This window comes from Veillonella parvula (assembly GCF_024461875.1).
GTDB classification, from domain to species: Bacteria; Bacillota; Negativicutes; order Veillonellales; family Veillonellaceae; genus Veillonella; species Veillonella parvula_I.
The window spans coordinates 483902-501258 of the sequence record NZ_JANGAL010000001.1; the positions used below are offsets into that span (position 1 = coordinate 483902).

Here is a 17357-nt window from a genome sequence, read left to right on the forward strand (position 1 = left end):
ATAAACAAAATAGATAAGTCTTTGGGGATAGGTGAAATTCCTTACCGGCGGTAAAGTCCGCGAACCTTTTTGGTATGAATCGGTGCAATTCCGATACCGACAGTAGAGTCTGGATGAGAAAAGACGAGGCACATTTGTTGTGCGCATTTAAGATGACCCAAGGACTATGTAATAGTCCTTTTTTTATTGAGGTGATATGGTGGATGACGTAGTATATATGAAACGCGCCATTGAACTGGCAAAATTAGCCACAGGTCACACCTCACCAAATCCTTTGGTTGGTGCTGTTGTGGTAAAAGATAATACAATAATCGGTGAAGGTTATCACCATAAAGCTGGTACAGCTCATGCTGAGGTGCATGCACTAAATCAAGCAGGTGATAATGCCAAAGGTGCTACTTTATACGTAACATTAGAGCCATGTTCCCATTATGGAAAAACACCACCTTGTGCGCTTCGTATCATTGAGGCTGGTATAGCTAAAGTAATAGTAGGTAGTACGGATCCAAATCCACTAGTTTCTGGAAAAGGAATGGAGTTACTTCGTGAAGCAGGTATTGAGGTTGTTTGCCCCGTATGTAGTGATGAATGTGCTAAACTAAATGAGCCTTTCTTTACCTATATACAGACAGGTAAGCCTTTTGTCACTTTAAAAAGTGCTATGTCACTAGATGGGAAAATTGCTACATCTACTGGACAATCTCAATGGATTACAAATGAGTCCTCTCGTCGTGATGGACATGTGTTGCGTGCCACGCATGATGCCATGCTCGTTGGAATTGGTACAATTTTGGCAGATAATCCACAGTTAAATTGTCGTTTAACGGATAGTGAATTATCAGATGCGTTATTAGATAAAAGCATACTTGATGAACCGATTACGATTCATCAACCAGATGTAATTATCTTGGATAGTCTTGGTAGAACACCTACTACTAGTAGCGTCTTTGAAATAAATAATCGCAAGATTCATATATTCGTATCTAAAGGTTGTCCTAAGGATCGGATACAAGCCTTAGAACAAGTTGGTGCTCAAGTAACCGTAGTAGAATCTATTTCTACTCGTAAAAGCAAGAGCACAGACATTGTCATAGATATTAAGAAATTATCTATCGATGATATTCTTACAAAACTAGGTGAACTAGGTTACACATCTATTCTTGTTGAAGGTGGATCTGCAATTATCAGTTCCTTTGTGGAAACCAAGAACTTTGATAAGGTCGTAACATATATTGGAAATACCATTATTGGTGGTAACGATGCAACACCTGCTGTAGGAGGTCGAGGTTTTGAAAGTTTAGAGGTTTCACCGCAATTAACTTTCACCAAGACTAAAGTATTAGATAATAACATTCGCATTGAAGCATATCGTCAAGGAAGGAGGGGCGCTTATGTTCACGGGAATCGTTGAAGAAATCGGCCGCATCGAGAACATTAAAAAGGGCTCTAAATCCTTAGCCATAACAATTCGAGGAGAAAAAATTTTTAGCGATTTAAAAGTTGGTGATTCCGTAGCTGTTAATGGGGTGTGCTTGACGGCCACAACGATTGGCAATAGTATATTTACAGCGGATGTGATGCCAGAATCCATTAAGATGACTACGTTTACTAATTTGAAAGTCCATCAACCAGTCAACTTAGAGCGAGCTATGCTTGCTAATGGTAGATTTGGTGGTCACATTGTGGCAGGCCATGTAGATGGTACAGGTCGTATTATTAATCGTGAACAAACCGATAATGCCATTATCTTTACTATCGAGGCTCTAAAATCCGTTATGGATTATGTTATCTATAAGGGCTCCATTACCATCGATGGAATTAGCCTCACAATTATGCGACGAACAGACAGTAGTTTTTCCGTCTCTATCATTCCTCACACTTTGAGTGAGACCATTTTAGGTTCTGCTCATATTGGAACAGAGGTCAATTTAGAAACGGATATTGCTGGACGATATATTCGTCATTTTATGAATCTTGGTAGTGAACCTACCGAAGAAAAGCCTAAAAAATCTATGCAATCCCTCTTAGTAGAAAATGGATTTATATAAGTAAGGAGCGTTCCTATGAGCGAACAATTACATTCTATTAATGAGGTCTTACAAGACCTTAAAGCTGGTAAACCTATTATTATCGTTGATGATGAAAGCCGTGAAAACGAAGGCGATCTTATCATTGCTGCAGAGTTTGCGACGCAAGAAAACATTAACTTTATGGTTAAATACGCTCGCGGTATCGTATGTACGCCTATGCGCCGCGAAGCGTTAGAAAAACTTGGCATTCCTGCAATGGTTACCAAAAATACTGATAACCATGAAACTGCTTTTACTGTGACTGTGGATCATGTAGATACTACAACAGGCGTATCTCCTGCAGAGCGTGCTTATACAATTCAAAAACTATTAGATCCTAATGCGAAACCTCAAGACTTCCGTCGTCCAGGGCACGTATTCCCACTTGTATATAAAGAGGGCGGTGTACTGGTACGTCAAGGTCATACTGAGGCATCTATCGACCTTTGCCGTTTAGCAGGTTTACAAGAGGCTGCCGTTATTTGTGAAATTACTAAAGACAATGGCGATATGGCCCGTTTGCCAGATCTTATGAAATTTGCTAAGGAGCATGATTTGAAAATTGCTTCTGTAGCAGAACTTATTGAATATCGTAAGCAACATGAAGATATGGTTGAGCTTGGTGCTTGTTCTAAGTTGCCTACTAAATTTGGTGATTTTAATATTTTTGTATTTAAAAATGAATTAGATCATAAAGAGCATTTAGCTATTGTAAAGGGTAATGTTCAAGATTGTAGCGATGTGCTTGTCCGTATTCATTCTGAATGTTTAACAGGCGATGTATTTGGTTCTAAGCGCTGTGATTGTGGCGAACAATTAGACAATGCGTTGCGCGCTATTGAAAAAGAAGGCAAAGGCGTTGTTGTATATATGCGACAAGAGGGCCGTGGCATTGGTTTGACCAATAAAATTAAAGCCTATGCATTACAAGAACAGGGCCTTGATACAGTAGAAGCAAATGAACAATTAGGCTTCCCTGCAGATATGCGTGAATACTCTTTAGCGGCTCAAATTATCCGTTTCTTGGGTATTAAAAGCATCCGTTTATTAACTAACAATCCCGAAAAGCGTCATGGCTTAGAACATTGGGGAATCAATGTAACTAGCCGTGTACCACTCATCATTGCTGCAAATAAATTTAATGCAGGCTATTTAAAAACAAAAGAAGAAAAAATGGGTCATATGTTAGAAGACTAATTAACTTTCACCATATAACTCGGTCGTTACATATATATTTCCTTATATGGAATAGAGGAGGTCAACATAATGATGGTTCAAGAAGGTAACTTATTAGGTACTGGTAAGAAATTTGCTATTATCGGTTCTCGTTTCAACGAGTTCATTACATCTAAATTAATCGGAGGCGCTGAAGATTGTTTACTTCGTCACGATGTTAAACAAGAGGATATTACAGTAATTTGGGTTCCAGGTGCTTATGAGATTCCTTTGATTGCTAAGAAAGCAGCTTTATCTGGTCGTTATGATGCAGTTATTTGTGTAGGTGCTGTTATTCGTGGGGCCACTACTCATTATGATTATGTATGCAACGAAGTGGCTAAAGGTATCGCACATGTATCTTTGGAAACTGGTATTCCTGTTATGTTTGGTGTAGTAACTACTGAAAACATTGAGCAAGCTATCGAACGCGCTGGTACAAAAGCGGGTAATAAAGGTTATGATTGTGCTATGGGTGCAATCGAAATGGTTAACCTTATCGATCAAATCTAAGAATTGTATATATAACACTCAGTATCTTATGGTACTGGGTGTTTTTATATCATCGAAAATATGTTCTTTTAACTTTAAATCAGACTAGACGAACATATATTCTCTATTATTGAAAGTTAAATATTTGACATGATATACTATATAAGCAATATAAAAGTAATACCTTAATAAAATCAGTAGAAATAAGGAATGATAGAATGGATTATATAAAACGTTTTACAACCCGAGAAGGGGTTCGTATGTCTTTAGCTGTAACAACCGATACAGTTGAAACAGCTCGTGTACGTCATGATTTATGGCCTGTAGCAACAGCTGCTTTAGGTCGTGCTATGACGGGAGCTATTTTGTTAGCTGGTGATTTTAAAAACCATGAAAACGTAAGTCTTCGTATTAAAGGTGATGGTCCACTAGGTGTAGTTCACGTAGATGCATTCTCTGATAATACGGTTCGAGGCTATGTAGATGAGCCACATGTTGATGTACCTTTAAAGCATGCTGGTAAGCTTGATGTTGGTGCTGCCGTAGGTCATAATGGGGAAGTGCAAGTGACTCGTTTCACGCAGTTAGCGCAAGACTATACTTCTACAAGCCCGATTCAAAGTGGTGAAGTGGCAGAGGATTTGGCATATTATTTATATGCATCTGAACAAGTACCGTCTACGATTAGTTTAGGTGTATTAGTAGATCCAGATTACCATACAGTTGTAGCTGGAGGTTTTATCGTACAAGCCTTACCGGATGCTACAGATGAAGCATTAGCACAAGTAGAAAAGAATATTAATGAACTTGGTCCTATTACAGAATATTTGAAAGCAAATCCAGATGGTAAAGGTCTTATGGAACGCGTTCTCCATGGTTTAACTGTGAATGAAGTATATAATGAACCAATTCATTTCCAATGCCGTTGTGGTCGTGATCGCTTTGCCAGTGTGCTAATGACATTACGTGAAGAAGATAAGAATGCTATTTTGGAAGATGACGTAACAGAGCTTGTTTGCCATTATTGTAATGAAAAATATCATTTCACACGTGAAGAGTTACAAAATATGTTTACCCCAAAAGGTCCAATTCAATAAAAACTTTATAATATGTAGAAAAAATACAGGCTACTAGGTTTTTCCTATAGCCTGTTTTTCTATTCTATGAGAAAATAAAAGATAGAGTTATTAATAATAGGAGGTCACAATGAGTGCAATTGGCGTAATTGGTGGTACTGGTGTTTATGATCCGTCCATCTTTGAAAATATTCATGAAGAATCCTTAATGACACCATATGGTGAAATAGATTATGTACAAGGTACATACCATGGGAAAACTGTAATCTTTGTAGCTCGTCACGGCAAAGATCATACAATTCCTCCACACAAAATTAACTATCGTGCTAATATTTGGGGCCTCAAAAAACTAGGCGTTACATTTATTATCTCCACGACAGCAGTAGGTTCTTTAAATGAGAACTTTAAGCCAGGTCATTTTGTGTTGACTGACCAATTCTTAGATTTTACAAAGAACCGCATCACTACGTTTTATGAAGGTGGGGACCGTCCAGTGGCACATCTTGATGTAACAAATCCATACTGCCCTGAATTACGTGATATTCTTCAAAAGGTAGGTACGGAACAAGGCCTTACGATACATAATGGCGGTACCTATGTATGTACTGAAGGCCCTCGTTTTGAGACTCCTGCAGAAATCAAAATGTTCCACATGCTCGGTGGCGATACAGTAGGTATGACAAATGTACCGGAAGTAAATTTAGCGAATGAAGCTGAAATGGCATATGCTACGATCTCTATGATTACCAACTATGCAGCAGGTATTTCTGAATCTGCTTTGACACATGCGGAAGTTGTAGAAATGATGGGCAATATGGCGGCTCAACTAAAATCTCTTATCTTAGGTGCTATTGATGCAATTGATGTGGATGCTCGTTATGATGCTCATAATCGCATGCATGAATATGGTGGTTTTAAACTATAATCATCTCATAATGATACACAATAGTTCATCGAAGGAGAAGTTATGATTAATATTGAATGGCGTAAAGATACGCTGGTACTATTAGATCAAACTAAATTGCCTACTGAAATTACATACGTTCACTGTACAGATTGGCGCCAAGTGGCCGAAGCTATTAAAATGCTTTGCGTTCGTGGCGCACCTGCTATTGGCGTAGCTGCTAGTTATGGTCTCATTTTAGCTGCTATGGAAGCAGGACGTTTAGAGGCGCCATTTAGTGAACAACTTACAAGCTTATATGAGTTTAGTGAGATCTTAAAAGAAACTCGCCCTACAGCAATCAACTTAGCTTGGGCTGTAGATCGTGTCATTTCTCTTGTGAAAACTAATGTTGACAGTATGTCCTCAATGAGTGAAGTAGTAGACCTCATTACAAAAGAGGCTATTATCATTCACGAAGAAGATGTGTCTTTAAATAGACGTATGTCCGAAGCAGGGGCTACATTATTTGAAGGTAAAAAGAATATTCGCATTTTAACTCATTGTAATGCGGGTGCACTAGCTACAGGTGGTCTAGGAACAGCACTTGGTGTTGTTCGTAAATTACATGAAAATGGACAACTGGAACGCGTGTATGCTGATGAAACACGTCCATTATTACAAGGTGCTCGACTTACAGCCTTTGAACTTCACGAGGATGGTATTCCTATTACTCTTGAAACAGATAATATGGCAGCCTATGCGATGCAACATGGGTTGATTGATGCCGTTATCGTCGGTGCTGACCGCATCACTACAAAAGGGGATGTAGCTAATAAGATTGGTACCTATGGTGTGGCTGTACTAGCTAAATTCCACAATATTCCGTTTTATGTAGCCGCTCCTTATAGTACATTTGACTTTACTCTGGAAAATGGTGGAGATATTCCTATTGAGATGCGCAACGATGATGAAGTAACCGCTTTACACGGTGTTCAAACAGCCCCTAGTGGTATTGATGTACTTAATCCTGCATTTGATGTAACACCTCATGAACTTGTAACAGCGATTATCACCGAAGAGGGAGTATTGACTCCAAATTATGAAGAGTCAATTGGTAAGCTACGCCAGATTGTAGAATCTAAATAATTTATGATTTTAATAATGTAGCTTATTAAGAAGCATTCGATATATAAGTAATTTATTATCTATATAAGCAATATATTATCTATATAAGTAAGTATCTATAACGATATTAACAAAATTATATAGTATCAATAAATCTAAGTAGATTTACTATCAACTATTTATTTTATTGTATCTACTTGTATGAGTAAAAGGAGATATTATGCAATCTTTAATTAGAGATATAAATTTAGCAACAGAAGGTCGCAAAAAAATTGATTGGGTTTCTAACTTTATGCCTACATTAAACACATTAGGTGACCGTTTTGAAGCAGAACAAACTTTCAAAGGCCAAACAATTGTTGTTAGTGTTCACTTGGAAGCAAAAACAGCATACCTTGCGACTGTATTAAAACGCGGTGGTGCAGATGTAATTGTAACGGGCTCCAATCCGTTGTCTACACAAGACGATGTAGCTGCAGGTCTTGTAGATATGGGCATTACTGTATATGCTTGGTACGATTGTACTGATGAAGAATATTTTAACTTCCTCCATAAAGCACTTGATCATAAACCACATATTATCATTGATGATGGTGGTGATTTAGTAAATCTATTGCATACTACACGACAAGATGCAAAAGAACGTTTGTTAGGGGGGAGTGAAGAAACCACAACAGGTGTACATCGTTTATATGCATTAGAGAACGCTAAACAATTAACATTCCCTATGATTGCTGTCAATGACTCTTACTGTAAATATCTTTTCGATAATCGCTATGGTACAGGTCAGTCCGTTTGGGATGGTATCATGCGCACTACGAACTTGACTGTAACAGGTAAGAACGTTGTTGTTGCTGGTTATGGCTGGTGTGGTAAAGGCGTTGCGATGCGTGCAAAAGGCCTTGGAGCACACGTATATGTAACTGAAGTAGATCCAATTAAAGCTGTAGAGGCTGTATTTGATGGCTTCAAGGTATTGCCTATGATTGAAGCTGCTAAGGTTGGGGATATCTTCTGTACTGTAACAGGTTGTAAAGATGTTATTGTAAAAGAGCATTACAAAGTGATGAAAGATAAAGCTATCTTATGTAATGCTGGTCACTTTGACTGCGAAGTGAATGTTTCTGATCTTACTGAACTTGCTGTAAGCCACGAACGGGTTCGCCAAAACATCGAAGGCTATACTATGTCTGATGGTCGTAAACTCTATGTATTGGCTGAAGGCCGTCTAGTAAACCTTGCAGCTGGCGATGGTCACCCTGCAGAAATTATGGACTTGTCCTTTGCTATGCAAGCCCTTGCTGCAGAGTATATCTTGAAAAACGGTAAAGAAATGGATCCAAAAGTATACGTATTGCCTCATGAATTAGATGTGGAAATCGCTAAACTTAAGTTGAACTCTATGGGCTATGACTTAGATTCTTTAACACAAGAACAAATCGATTATCTAACAAAAGTAAACTAATACTGTATTGAAATATAATGGTTTCTGTAATACATTTTGTATCTAAACTATACTAGCTTTCAAATTAAACAAATATAACCGAGCTATCATGGCTCGGTTATAACTATGAGGGAAGACTATGTCTGATTTATTGATTACTCATGTAGACGTCCTCACCGATGAGGGGGTTCTAAAAAATCATGCCATTGAAATTAATAATGGTTATATTACAGCTATTTTAAACGATAGTGAAGCTGAAAAGGTAAAAGACTCTGCTAAGGAAGTGCTAGACGGTAAAGGTCAATTGGCTACGCCAGGTCTTGTAAATACACATACTCATATTGCGATGGGTCTATTTAGAAACTATGCAGATGATCTTGAGCTTATGGAATGGCTTGAAACGGCTATTTGGCCAACAGAAGCAAAATTAAATGACGATTATGTACGGTACGGCACACAACTCGGTATTGCTGAAATGTTGCGCACTGGTACCACTACATTTAGCGACATGTATTTCTTTATGAATACTACTGCTGAGGTGGTAGAAGAAACAGGTATTCGCTCTGTATTGTCACGTGGCTTAGCCGGTGTATCCCCAACAGCAGATCAAGCATTAGTTGAAAATGCTGACTTATTCCGCACTTGGAACGGCTTTGATAATGACCGCATCAAAGTATTGCTTGGACCACATGCACCATATACTTGTCCCGATGCTTACATGGAAAAGGTGATTGCCTTATCTCATGAATTAAATTGTGGCATTCACATGCACTTGTCCGAAACAAAAGGAGAAGTGGAGAATGTTATGAAAGCTACTGGTAAGACACCAATTGTGCATATGCATGATTTAGGTTTATTCTGGAATACTACCTTAGCCGCACACTGCGTTCATGTGACAGACGAAGATATGGCTATTATGGCTAAAAATAATGTAGCCGTAGCGCATAACCCACAATCTAATTTAAAATTAGCTAGCGGTATTGCACCAGTACCTGAAATGATTGCCAAAGGTATTACGGTTGGTCTTGGTACAGATGGCTCCGCTTCTAATAATAATGCTGATATGCTTGAAGAAGTACGTCTTGCAGCAACATTACATAAAGCACGTCTTTATGATCCAAAGGCTATTCCTGCTCAAGCCGCATGGAACATGGGCACTGTAGAAGGTGCAAAAGCATTGGGATATACAGATCTTGGTGTATTAGATAAAGGCTATCGTGCAGATATCGTGCTATATGATGTATCTGGTATGCACTGGATGCCTCGTTACAATGATTTAGCAGCTCTTGTATACTCTGCTAATAGCTCCGATGTAAATACTACAATTGTGGGTGGTAAGGTTCTTATGAAAGACAAAGAACTGCTTACAATTGATGAAGAAAAACTACGGGCAGAGATTGATAAAGCTCAGGTATATTTTAGTAATTAGCAGTTAATCTAAACACAAAACCCACTCATGATAATCATAGAGTGGGTTTTGTGTTATATACTATATAGATTTATTTAATTGCTTTCACCAAGAACATGGGTACAGGTATATAAAACTCGTCTTCCTCATTGTAAATGCGCGGACCTACAGTTAGATCAATGGTAACAGAACTAGCACCTAATTTAGTAAGTAGTTCTTTATCCCATTGAGGTCGTGTATAAGACGAAATATCGAGCATATGATAAATGGTGTGACATCGTTCTTTTAATTCGTTGCTTACATGTTCATGGGCATGATGAACAGATTGTGGTACATTATGATGATTACGAGCATGTTCCGCATCATAGTTTAAAATCAAACCGCCTGGTCGAATGACGCGAAACCATTCGGCATAGGCTTTGTCAGGATGGGGTAAATTCCACGTTACATTTCTGGCCACAACGATATCAAAAGTATTAGTAACAAATCCTAGATTCTCTGCATCCATTATGGAGAAGGTTGCATCACAATCGAGGGATTCTGCTAGTTGATTTGCCTCATCTATCATATTAGGTGTAATATCAATGCCATGCACTGTATGACCAAGCTGGGATAGTATAATACTAAAAAAGCCGGCTCCACATCCAATATCCAATATTCGTAAAGATCTATCAGAATCAAATATATGACTAGTTAATTCTTCTCTCCATAATTTCAGTTTGGGACTTTCTAATTCTTTTGCACGTAAAGCACCAAAATCGTGAGCTCGATCTGCCCAATAGGATATAATAAATTCTTTATCATCCTTCATAGGATGGTTGCGTTCAAAAATATCATTCATAATTTAGTTCTCCTCATATTCTATAGTATGTATAGTACCATAAAATAATAATGAACTATACAGCAAAAATCACATTAACTCCATAAATACTTACTATTAGATATGATATAATACTTCTATGTTTTTATTTTACTGAAAGGGCAGGGACTATGATATTACAGACTGGGCAACGTACAGATATTCCTGCTTTTTATGGGCAATGGCTAATCAATCGTATACGTGAAGGTTTTGTAGATGTTCGTAACCCTTATAATCCCCTACAGGTGACACGGTATCCAATTAATCAAGAGGTGGTAGATGGTATTGCATTCTGTACAAAGAATCCTTTACCGTTTATTCCACTACTAAATAAAATTGTTGATTACAGACAATACTGGCATATGACTATAACGCCTTATGGAACTGATATTGAACCCTACGTGCCAACTTATGCGTCTGTTATAGAAGGGTTTAAACACATTTCTAAACTACTTAATTCTCAATCTATGGTGTGGCGTTATGATCCTATCATTTTAACCAATGAGTATACAGTAGATTTTCATTTTGAAAGCTTTCACAAAATGGCTCAAGCCCTTAAGGGCTATACAGATACAGTTGTTGTTAGTTTTTTAGATATATTTGATAAGGTGGCTCAGAATTTTCCAGAAGGATATAGACCAAGTTTAGATGTTCAAACTAAGATCATTAAAGAATTTGTTTCCATAGCTCATTCCAATCATATGAATCTTAAAACCTGTGGAGAAGGGGATATCTTTAAAGAGCTTGGTGCTGATACAGAGGGGTGTTTAACCTTAGATTGTTATGAAAGAGCTTGGAATATAAAATTAAAAGCACCTAAACGTGCGCCAGCACGACCAGAATGTAATTGTTATTTACATGGCGATATTGGTGCCTACGATAGCTGTAGCCACTTTTGTCGATATTGTTATGCCAATACTAATCAAGCGGCAGTTCGATATAATCGTTTACATCATGATCCAAATTCTAGTTTACTGATTGGAAGACTTACAAAAAGAGAAATTATTAAAGAAAGTACGGAAAAGAGTTGGATTATAAACGAAACTGTAACACAAGATAGCTTATTTTAGAGAGAATTACGAGGAATTATTAAATTAAATGATTTGACTTATCGTGTAAAATAGATACCAAAGGGGTTGTCAAGCAGGTATCTCAGGAATATAAGAGAGTGTAAATGTATTTTTTGTTTAGTTTAAAAGGAGGTGCATTTATGATAACGTATAAGAGAGATAGTAAAGATAATTTACAATCATCTGACTCATCTATGCCCGTGTTAGCAATGTGTTACGACTTTGATAAGACTTTAACCCCTGACGATATGCAGGCACAAGGATTCATTCAATCAGTAGGCTATAACGAAGAGCAAATCAAACAATTTTGGCATGAATCAAATCAATTGGCTAAAAAACATGATATGGATAATAACTTAGCCTATATGTACAAAATGATTCAAGAAGCTGTAGGCCATTTCTATGTAACAAAAGATAAGCTCATGGAATACGGCAATCAAGTAGAATTATACGAAGGGGTACGGACTTGGTTTGAACGCATTCGTCAATATGGCTTAGAACAAGGCGTTAAGATTGAACATTATATTATTTCGTCTGGCTTAAAAGAAATGATCGAAGGCACTGAAATGGCAAAAGAGGGGGCTTTCACTAAAATCTATGCCAGTGCATTTATGTTCGACGATAAAGGTGTCGCTGTTTGGCCTGCACAAGCCATTAACTATACGAATAAGACACAATTTTTGTTCCGTATTCAAAAAGGAATTCTCGATATTAATGATACTGGTGTTAATGATTACATTAAGCCTGAAAATCAACGAGTCCCATTCCGTAACATGATTTATATTGGGGATAGCGATACAGATATTCCTTGTATGAGTCTTGTGAACGCTAATGGGGGTCATTCTATAGGTGTTTATGATCCATTTAAGAAGGATAAAGAAAAGGTATATAAGATGATGCGTCATCATCGTATCCGTTATTATGCACCTGCAGACTATTCTAATGGTTCAAAACTAGATACATTAGTGAAGCAAATTATTCGTAAAACTGCAGCCTACGAAGTATTAGAAAGCGAATATATTCATTGTAAATACGAAGCCGAGGAGTAATATGGAACAATCTAAATTAACTAGCGAATGGATTCAAACCTTTAACCGATTAGGTTCTGAAGGTAAATTAAAACCTACTGTACCATATCATGATTTATTTAACCGAAAAGAGTTAAAAGGATTTTCGTTACATACATTACCCATGTGGACGGTAAACTTCCCAACAGGGCATATTACATGTTGTGATCCTTTAGTTTCATTGCCGAGTAAGCCTGATACGTATCTTAGAACGGTAGAGCCAGGCACATATCTATTAGAGACTAAGATTATCGAAATGGAACCAAATGAATATCGTTATGTAGCTAGTCGAGTTGTTTTTAGCGGTAATGAGCCTGTATATTACGAATTAGCATTAAAAGGGACTGAAGACTTAACCGATTTAGATGATGGGGATACCTATATTGGATTTCCAGTAGATTCGGGTTTAGCTACAATAGTAGATGCACAAACTATTGAGACATATAACAAATTTTATGAACAATGGCATATAAACTACCCTGAAAAAAATATCTACGATGATTATTATAGTGATTTATTCCAATTGAATGCTATGGCATATCCACAATTCCAACGTTCTAAAGGTGATTGGATTAACTTTACAATTCCTGATACAGAATTGACCGTACCGATGATTCAATCTGGGTTTGGCGATGGTTTATATCCAGTATACTGGGCATTTGATAAAGATGGCCAAATTTGCCAAATTATTATGGAATACATAGATTGCAGCGAAGCATATGAGTAATATATTAGCGCTGTAGTGAAGAAAATAACTAGATATAACTGAATATATAAAAATAAGGCGCTTAGTATAACTAAGCGCCTTTTAATATGATCGTATTATATTTTGAGATTTAAATACCAAAAGTCCAGTTTACTAATACGCGAATGATACTTAAACTAAGAATAATTTCAGCAAGAAATCTTAAAGAACTCTCCATGCCATTACCTAAATGTTTTAAACCGCCAATTTTGGCTTTACTTACAATATCACACCAGCACATATAAATCCTCCATAAAAGTATGAGTAAATTAGATAATTTATATTACTATTTTACAATCTAATTCTAAAAAATTCAATATAAATTTTATGTAATAATAATACTTTATTGGCATATAGAAAAATTAATTTTTACTGATTATTTTGATTAACTAAAATAAACTAGCTTATAAACTTATAGGCTAGTTTTTGTTTTTAATATGAATAACTTCCGATAACGATATATTATCGGAAGTAATTTGATGTCAAAAATTGGGCCTAAATGGCCCAATCCCTTGTGTTATATAGTTTTTTGCTTATTTACGTTTAAATGTGTATGGTTCGTATTCTACATCATTATGGCGGTTAGTCCACCAGTTCCAGCCGATTCTTGCTAACTTCCAGGCAATGAATCCTACGATGATTCCTAATACTAAACCTGTTAATACATCTGTTGGATAATGTGCAAATAAGTAAACTCTAGAGAATGCTACTACTATTGAACCTAACAATGCTAAAATCCCTAAATATCGCTTCTGAGGTGCTATTTGGCCTAAGCCTAGGTAAATAGTCATGGCTGATGCGAATGAACCAAAGCTATGACCTGATGGGAATGAATAGCTTGTAGCTTTTGGTAGTGCAGATTCCAACGGTACCGTTACATTTGGAAAATCAACAAATGGTCTTAATCTTGCTACATTTGGTTTTAAACCTTGGTCGCCAATTATAAATACAAATCCTAAAGCAATAATAATTGCCACGCCTAAAACGCGGTATTTTTTTTGTAGCATTAATAATAATGCTATTATAATCCATAATGCGCCATTGCTTGTAATTTTTGAGATAAATGCCATAATTGGTGTTAAAAAACTATATACAAAATGTTCATGTACATAGAAGATTAAAGAGTGATCAAATTGTAAAATTGTGTCCATAAATTCCTCTTCTATTCTACTTTTTCCTAAATGATAATTATTGAGAATATCTTATTATACTTTTTATTTTAATAATTAATCTATACTAATTTATTTACGTATATAATGATTTCTCATTTACAGCCCAAATAATAGCCTAAACTATTTATATACAATGGTCAATAGTTTAGGCTATATTTCATAAAAGCTATAGTTATGATTTCTTTTTATCTGTTTTCTTAGGTGGCGCTTCAGGTGTTGCAGGCATTGTAATAATCGTATCTACAGGGTCATATATAGACTCAAAGGAATCAGTTTGAGTAACCCAGTTACCATATGTAATGGTTCTATACGTATTCATTTTTAAGCCTACATGGCCCTCTTGTACCTCTTTTTCTTTTAAAGATGGATCTACCTTAGTTATTGTTTTATTTGGAATCTCACCATAATCGCCTACAGAGATAGATACATTTTTTGGTTTATCTTCAGCTGTACCTATAATGTAAATAGTTAACGTACCATTATTCATAACACTTAAGATATAAATAGAATGTTGGTACGGATTTCTAAACTTAAAGTCTAAATAGCCCCAAGCTACCGTAGCATCTCTACCAGCTTGAATATATCCAACTGGTTCAAAATGAGGTGTACGTTCAACAATATTCATACCAGATAATAAAGCTGTATTAAAAATAGTAGAACTTACTTGGCAAATACCGCCACCAATGCCTGGAACTAATTTGCCATCAATCATAACAGGCGCATCATCATAGCCAGCTTCTGCAGTACGTTCGCCTACAACATCGTTAAAAGAGAATTGTGCACCGGGCTTAATGAGTGTACCATTTATCTTATCAGAAGCTAATTGGATATTATGTGTTCTGCTTTCATTACTTGGATTATACTCCGTTGTGAAAGATGCTAATACAGTATTTAAAGGTTTTAGATCAGTATCAGTAACTTTTACCGTATTCTGCGTAGTAAATACCATAGAAAGAGAATTTATACTATCGCTAATCTGTAGATCATCTTTTAGCTTTTTCAAGGTAGCATCGATATCAATACGTTTGCCTTCTTTTGACGGATGTATTACTACTTGTCCATTTTCAACAGTAAGATAGGCATCATGACCAGGTGTATCTATTGTTTTTGCTAACTCAGTGAGATATGTTTTGCCTTTTACTTCGTCTAACTTATATTGTGGTTTAAAATGATGACCATAAAATAAACCATTAAATCTATGTGACAATACTGTCCACATATCATCCTCATAGCCGTATGTGGAAATAGCTTTTACCATAGCCTCTGTATCGAATTGAATACCTAAATCATGATATGTGGCCTGTTGTTTTTTATTATTTCCCATATCGATAGATATAGTCTGAGGTATCTTATCATTCACCTCTTGTAAACGTGCTTGTAATTCGTTCTTTGGTGTATTTGATAGATCTGTATCATTATAATATACACCATAAGAAATATTTTCTGTTGGAATGTATGAGCAACCACTTGTACCCAAAAGAACAAGTACTGTTCCTACTAATATGTATTTCTTCGTCATGTATTCGTAAACGCTCCCGAATTATTTATTATATTCTCTAATTATAGCATATAAAGATCTAATCTATGGTACAATTATATTAATATTTTATGGGTAAGGGTGAATTATGTCAGAGTCTAAGAAACAACAAAAGCATTTTTATTTGCGCAATAATGATGCGCTTATGAATAGTACAAAGTTGTCTATGAAAGCAAAACAAAGCATATTGTTATCTAAGGCTGAGAATACTGTTGATGCTTACGAATCGGATTGGGACGATTTCGTAGATTGGTGTACTTATCAAAAGGTATCTTATTTTCCAGCTACACCAGAAACAATAGTAAATTATATTAACGATCTAGCAGATTATGCAAAGGCAAATACAATTTCACGTCGTATTAGTGCTATATCTGAAAATTTTAATGCTTCTGGCCAAAGAGATAATCCATGTATGGCTCCTATCGTTAAACAGGCCTTACGTGGTATTAGACGATTAAAAGGAACATTCCAACAAGGAAAAACCCCAGTTTTGTTAGAAGATATTGAAGATATTATAGACTGTATGACTAAGCTAGATGTACCGGAACTTCAATTATTGCGCGATAAAGCTATTCTTTTGATTGGCTTTATGGGTGCTTTCCGGCGCAGTGAGATTGCAGCTATTACAGTAGAAAATCTTCAATTTTCACCACAAGGTGTTGAAATCTTTGTAGCATCCTCTAAGGCCGATCAAGAAGGTCAAGGTGCAGTGGTAGCTATCCCACATTTATCTGGTTCTCCGTTAGATGCAGTACGAGCCTTACAACAATGGTTACGTGCTTCTGGTATTACTGAGGGACCTGTATTTAGAGGGTTTACAAAAAATATGTCTTTACGTAAAACAGCTATATCCGATAAGATGATTGCAGAAATCGTAAAGAAATATATTTCTCTTATTGGTCTAGATCCGACCATGTATGGCGCTCATAGTTTACGTCATGGCTTTGCAACGACTGCAGCAGCTTATGGTGTTGAGGAGCGTAATATTATGCGACAAACTCGTCATCATAGTGTAAATATGGTTCGTCGTTATATCAATGAAGCAAATAAGTTTGTAGATAATCCTATCTCTACAATTTTTGAAAAGCGATTTAGATAACAATCATAAATCAGTTGATTTAGACAATAACTATAAATCATTTAATAACATACATTAGATAACAAAAAGCAGCTATCTCTGTTAGAGTAGCTG

At 36.4% G+C, this 17357-nt stretch carries 17 protein-coding genes and 1 riboswitch; of the genes, 13 read left to right on the top strand and 4 right to left on the bottom strand.

The features are described from left to right. Positions 1–13: 13 nt before the first annotated feature. Positions 14–129, top strand: a riboswitch (FMN riboswitch). A 67-nt stretch (positions 130–196) separates the two neighbouring features. From ribD to NE668_RS02245, 9 genes are all read left to right on the top strand, one after another. Then, the gene (gene ribD / locus NE668_RS02205; protein ID WP_227036962.1) at positions 197–1411 is read left to right on the top strand and encodes a bifunctional diaminohydroxyphosphoribosylaminopyrimidine deaminase/5-amino-6-(5-phosphoribosylamino)uracil reductase RibD; all 1215 of its coding nucleotides are present in this window, start codon (positions 197–199) and stop codon (positions 1409–1411) included. Further along, positions 1392–2048 carry a riboflavin synthase gene (locus tag NE668_RS02210; RefSeq protein ID WP_118091422.1) on the top strand — a complete coding sequence of 219 codons (657 nt, stop codon included), beginning with the start codon at positions 1392–1394 and terminating at the stop codon, positions 2046–2048. The genes ribD and NE668_RS02210 overlap by 20 nt, the downstream gene beginning before the upstream one ends. Positions 2049–2063: 15 nt before the next feature. Beyond that, on the top strand, positions 2064–3266 hold the full coding sequence (locus NE668_RS02215; protein ID WP_118091423.1) for a bifunctional 3,4-dihydroxy-2-butanone-4-phosphate synthase/GTP cyclohydrolase II: 1203 nt from the start codon (positions 2064–2066) through the stop codon (positions 3264–3266). 69 nt (positions 3267–3335) lie between these two features. Beyond that, the gene (gene ribH, locus NE668_RS02220) at positions 3336–3797 is read left to right on the top strand and encodes a 6,7-dimethyl-8-ribityllumazine synthase (RefSeq protein WP_004697404.1); all 462 of its coding nucleotides are present in this window, start codon (positions 3336–3338) and stop codon (positions 3795–3797) included. 197 nt (positions 3798–3994) lie between these two features. Then, complete coding sequence (gene hslO, locus NE668_RS02225) at positions 3995–4873, top strand: Hsp33 family molecular chaperone HslO (protein ID WP_118091424.1); 879 nt, start codon at positions 3995–3997, stop codon at positions 4871–4873. Between the two features lie 109 nt (positions 4874–4982). Beyond that, a complete protein-coding gene (gene mtnP / locus NE668_RS02230) occupies positions 4983–5777 on the top strand; it encodes an S-methyl-5'-thioadenosine phosphorylase (protein WP_195213213.1) in 795 nt (264 codons plus the stop codon). Between the two features lie 42 nt (positions 5778–5819). Then, positions 5820–6884: an S-methyl-5-thioribose-1-phosphate isomerase gene (gene mtnA, locus NE668_RS02235; protein ID WP_118091426.1), complete on the top strand. Its 1065-nt coding sequence runs from the start codon at positions 5820–5822 to the stop codon at positions 6882–6884. A gap of 199 nt (positions 6885–7083) precedes the next feature. Next, entirely contained in the window at positions 7084–8328 is a 1245-nt protein-coding gene (locus NE668_RS02240) for an adenosylhomocysteinase (RefSeq protein WP_227036961.1), read from the top strand. A 118-nt stretch (positions 8329–8446) separates the two neighbouring features. Then, positions 8447–9736, top strand: coding sequence for an amidohydrolase (locus NE668_RS02245; RefSeq protein ID WP_227036960.1), 1290 nt, complete (start codon positions 8447–8449; stop codon positions 9734–9736). Positions 9737–9806: 70 nt separating this feature from the next. Here NE668_RS02245 and NE668_RS02250 read toward each other — a convergent pair whose 3' ends face one another. Then, the gene (locus tag NE668_RS02250; protein WP_227036959.1) at positions 9807–10556 is read right to left on the bottom strand and encodes a class I SAM-dependent methyltransferase; all 750 of its coding nucleotides are present in this window, start codon (positions 10554–10556) and stop codon (positions 9807–9809) included. Between the two features lie 149 nt (positions 10557–10705). Between NE668_RS02250 and NE668_RS02255 the strand changes: the two genes are divergently transcribed. The 3 genes from NE668_RS02255 to NE668_RS02265 all read left to right on the top strand — a co-directional run bounded on the left by NE668_RS02255 (position 10706) and on the right by NE668_RS02265 (position 13438). Beyond that, a complete protein-coding gene (locus NE668_RS02255) occupies positions 10706–11644 on the top strand; it encodes a DUF1848 domain-containing protein (protein ID WP_227036958.1) in 939 nt (312 codons plus the stop codon). A gap of 140 nt (positions 11645–11784) precedes the next feature. After that, positions 11785–12693 carry an HAD family hydrolase gene (locus tag NE668_RS02260; protein ID WP_227036957.1) on the top strand — a complete coding sequence of 303 codons (909 nt, stop codon included), beginning with the start codon at positions 11785–11787 and terminating at the stop codon, positions 12691–12693. A gap of 1 nt (position 12694) precedes the next feature. Further along, positions 12695–13438 carry a DUF4241 domain-containing protein gene (locus NE668_RS02265; protein WP_195394806.1) on the top strand — a complete coding sequence of 248 codons (744 nt, stop codon included), beginning with the start codon at positions 12695–12697 and terminating at the stop codon, positions 13436–13438. Between the two features lie 109 nt (positions 13439–13547). Here the strand turns inward: NE668_RS02265 and NE668_RS02270 are convergent, their stop codons facing one another. The 3 genes from NE668_RS02270 to NE668_RS02280 form a co-directional block, all read right to left on the bottom strand. Then, positions 13548–13697 carry a hypothetical protein gene (locus NE668_RS02270; RefSeq protein ID WP_012864375.1) on the bottom strand — a complete coding sequence of 50 codons (150 nt, stop codon included), beginning with the start codon at positions 13695–13697 and terminating at the stop codon, positions 13548–13550. Between the two features lie 292 nt (positions 13698–13989). Further along, entirely contained in the window at positions 13990–14607 is a 618-nt protein-coding gene (locus NE668_RS02275) for a phosphatase PAP2 family protein (RefSeq protein WP_008600961.1), read from the bottom strand. A gap of 193 nt (positions 14608–14800) precedes the next feature. Then, on the bottom strand, positions 14801–16147 hold the full coding sequence (locus tag NE668_RS02280) for a VanW family protein (protein WP_156697545.1): 1347 nt from the start codon (positions 16145–16147) through the stop codon (positions 14801–14803). 106 nt (positions 16148–16253) lie between these two features. Here NE668_RS02280 and NE668_RS02285 point away from each other — a divergent pair, with 106 nt between their 5' ends. Then, positions 16254–17264 carry a site-specific integrase gene (locus NE668_RS02285; RefSeq protein WP_008600957.1) on the top strand — a complete coding sequence of 337 codons (1011 nt, stop codon included), beginning with the start codon at positions 16254–16256 and terminating at the stop codon, positions 17262–17264. Positions 17265–17357: the final 93 nt, after the last annotated feature.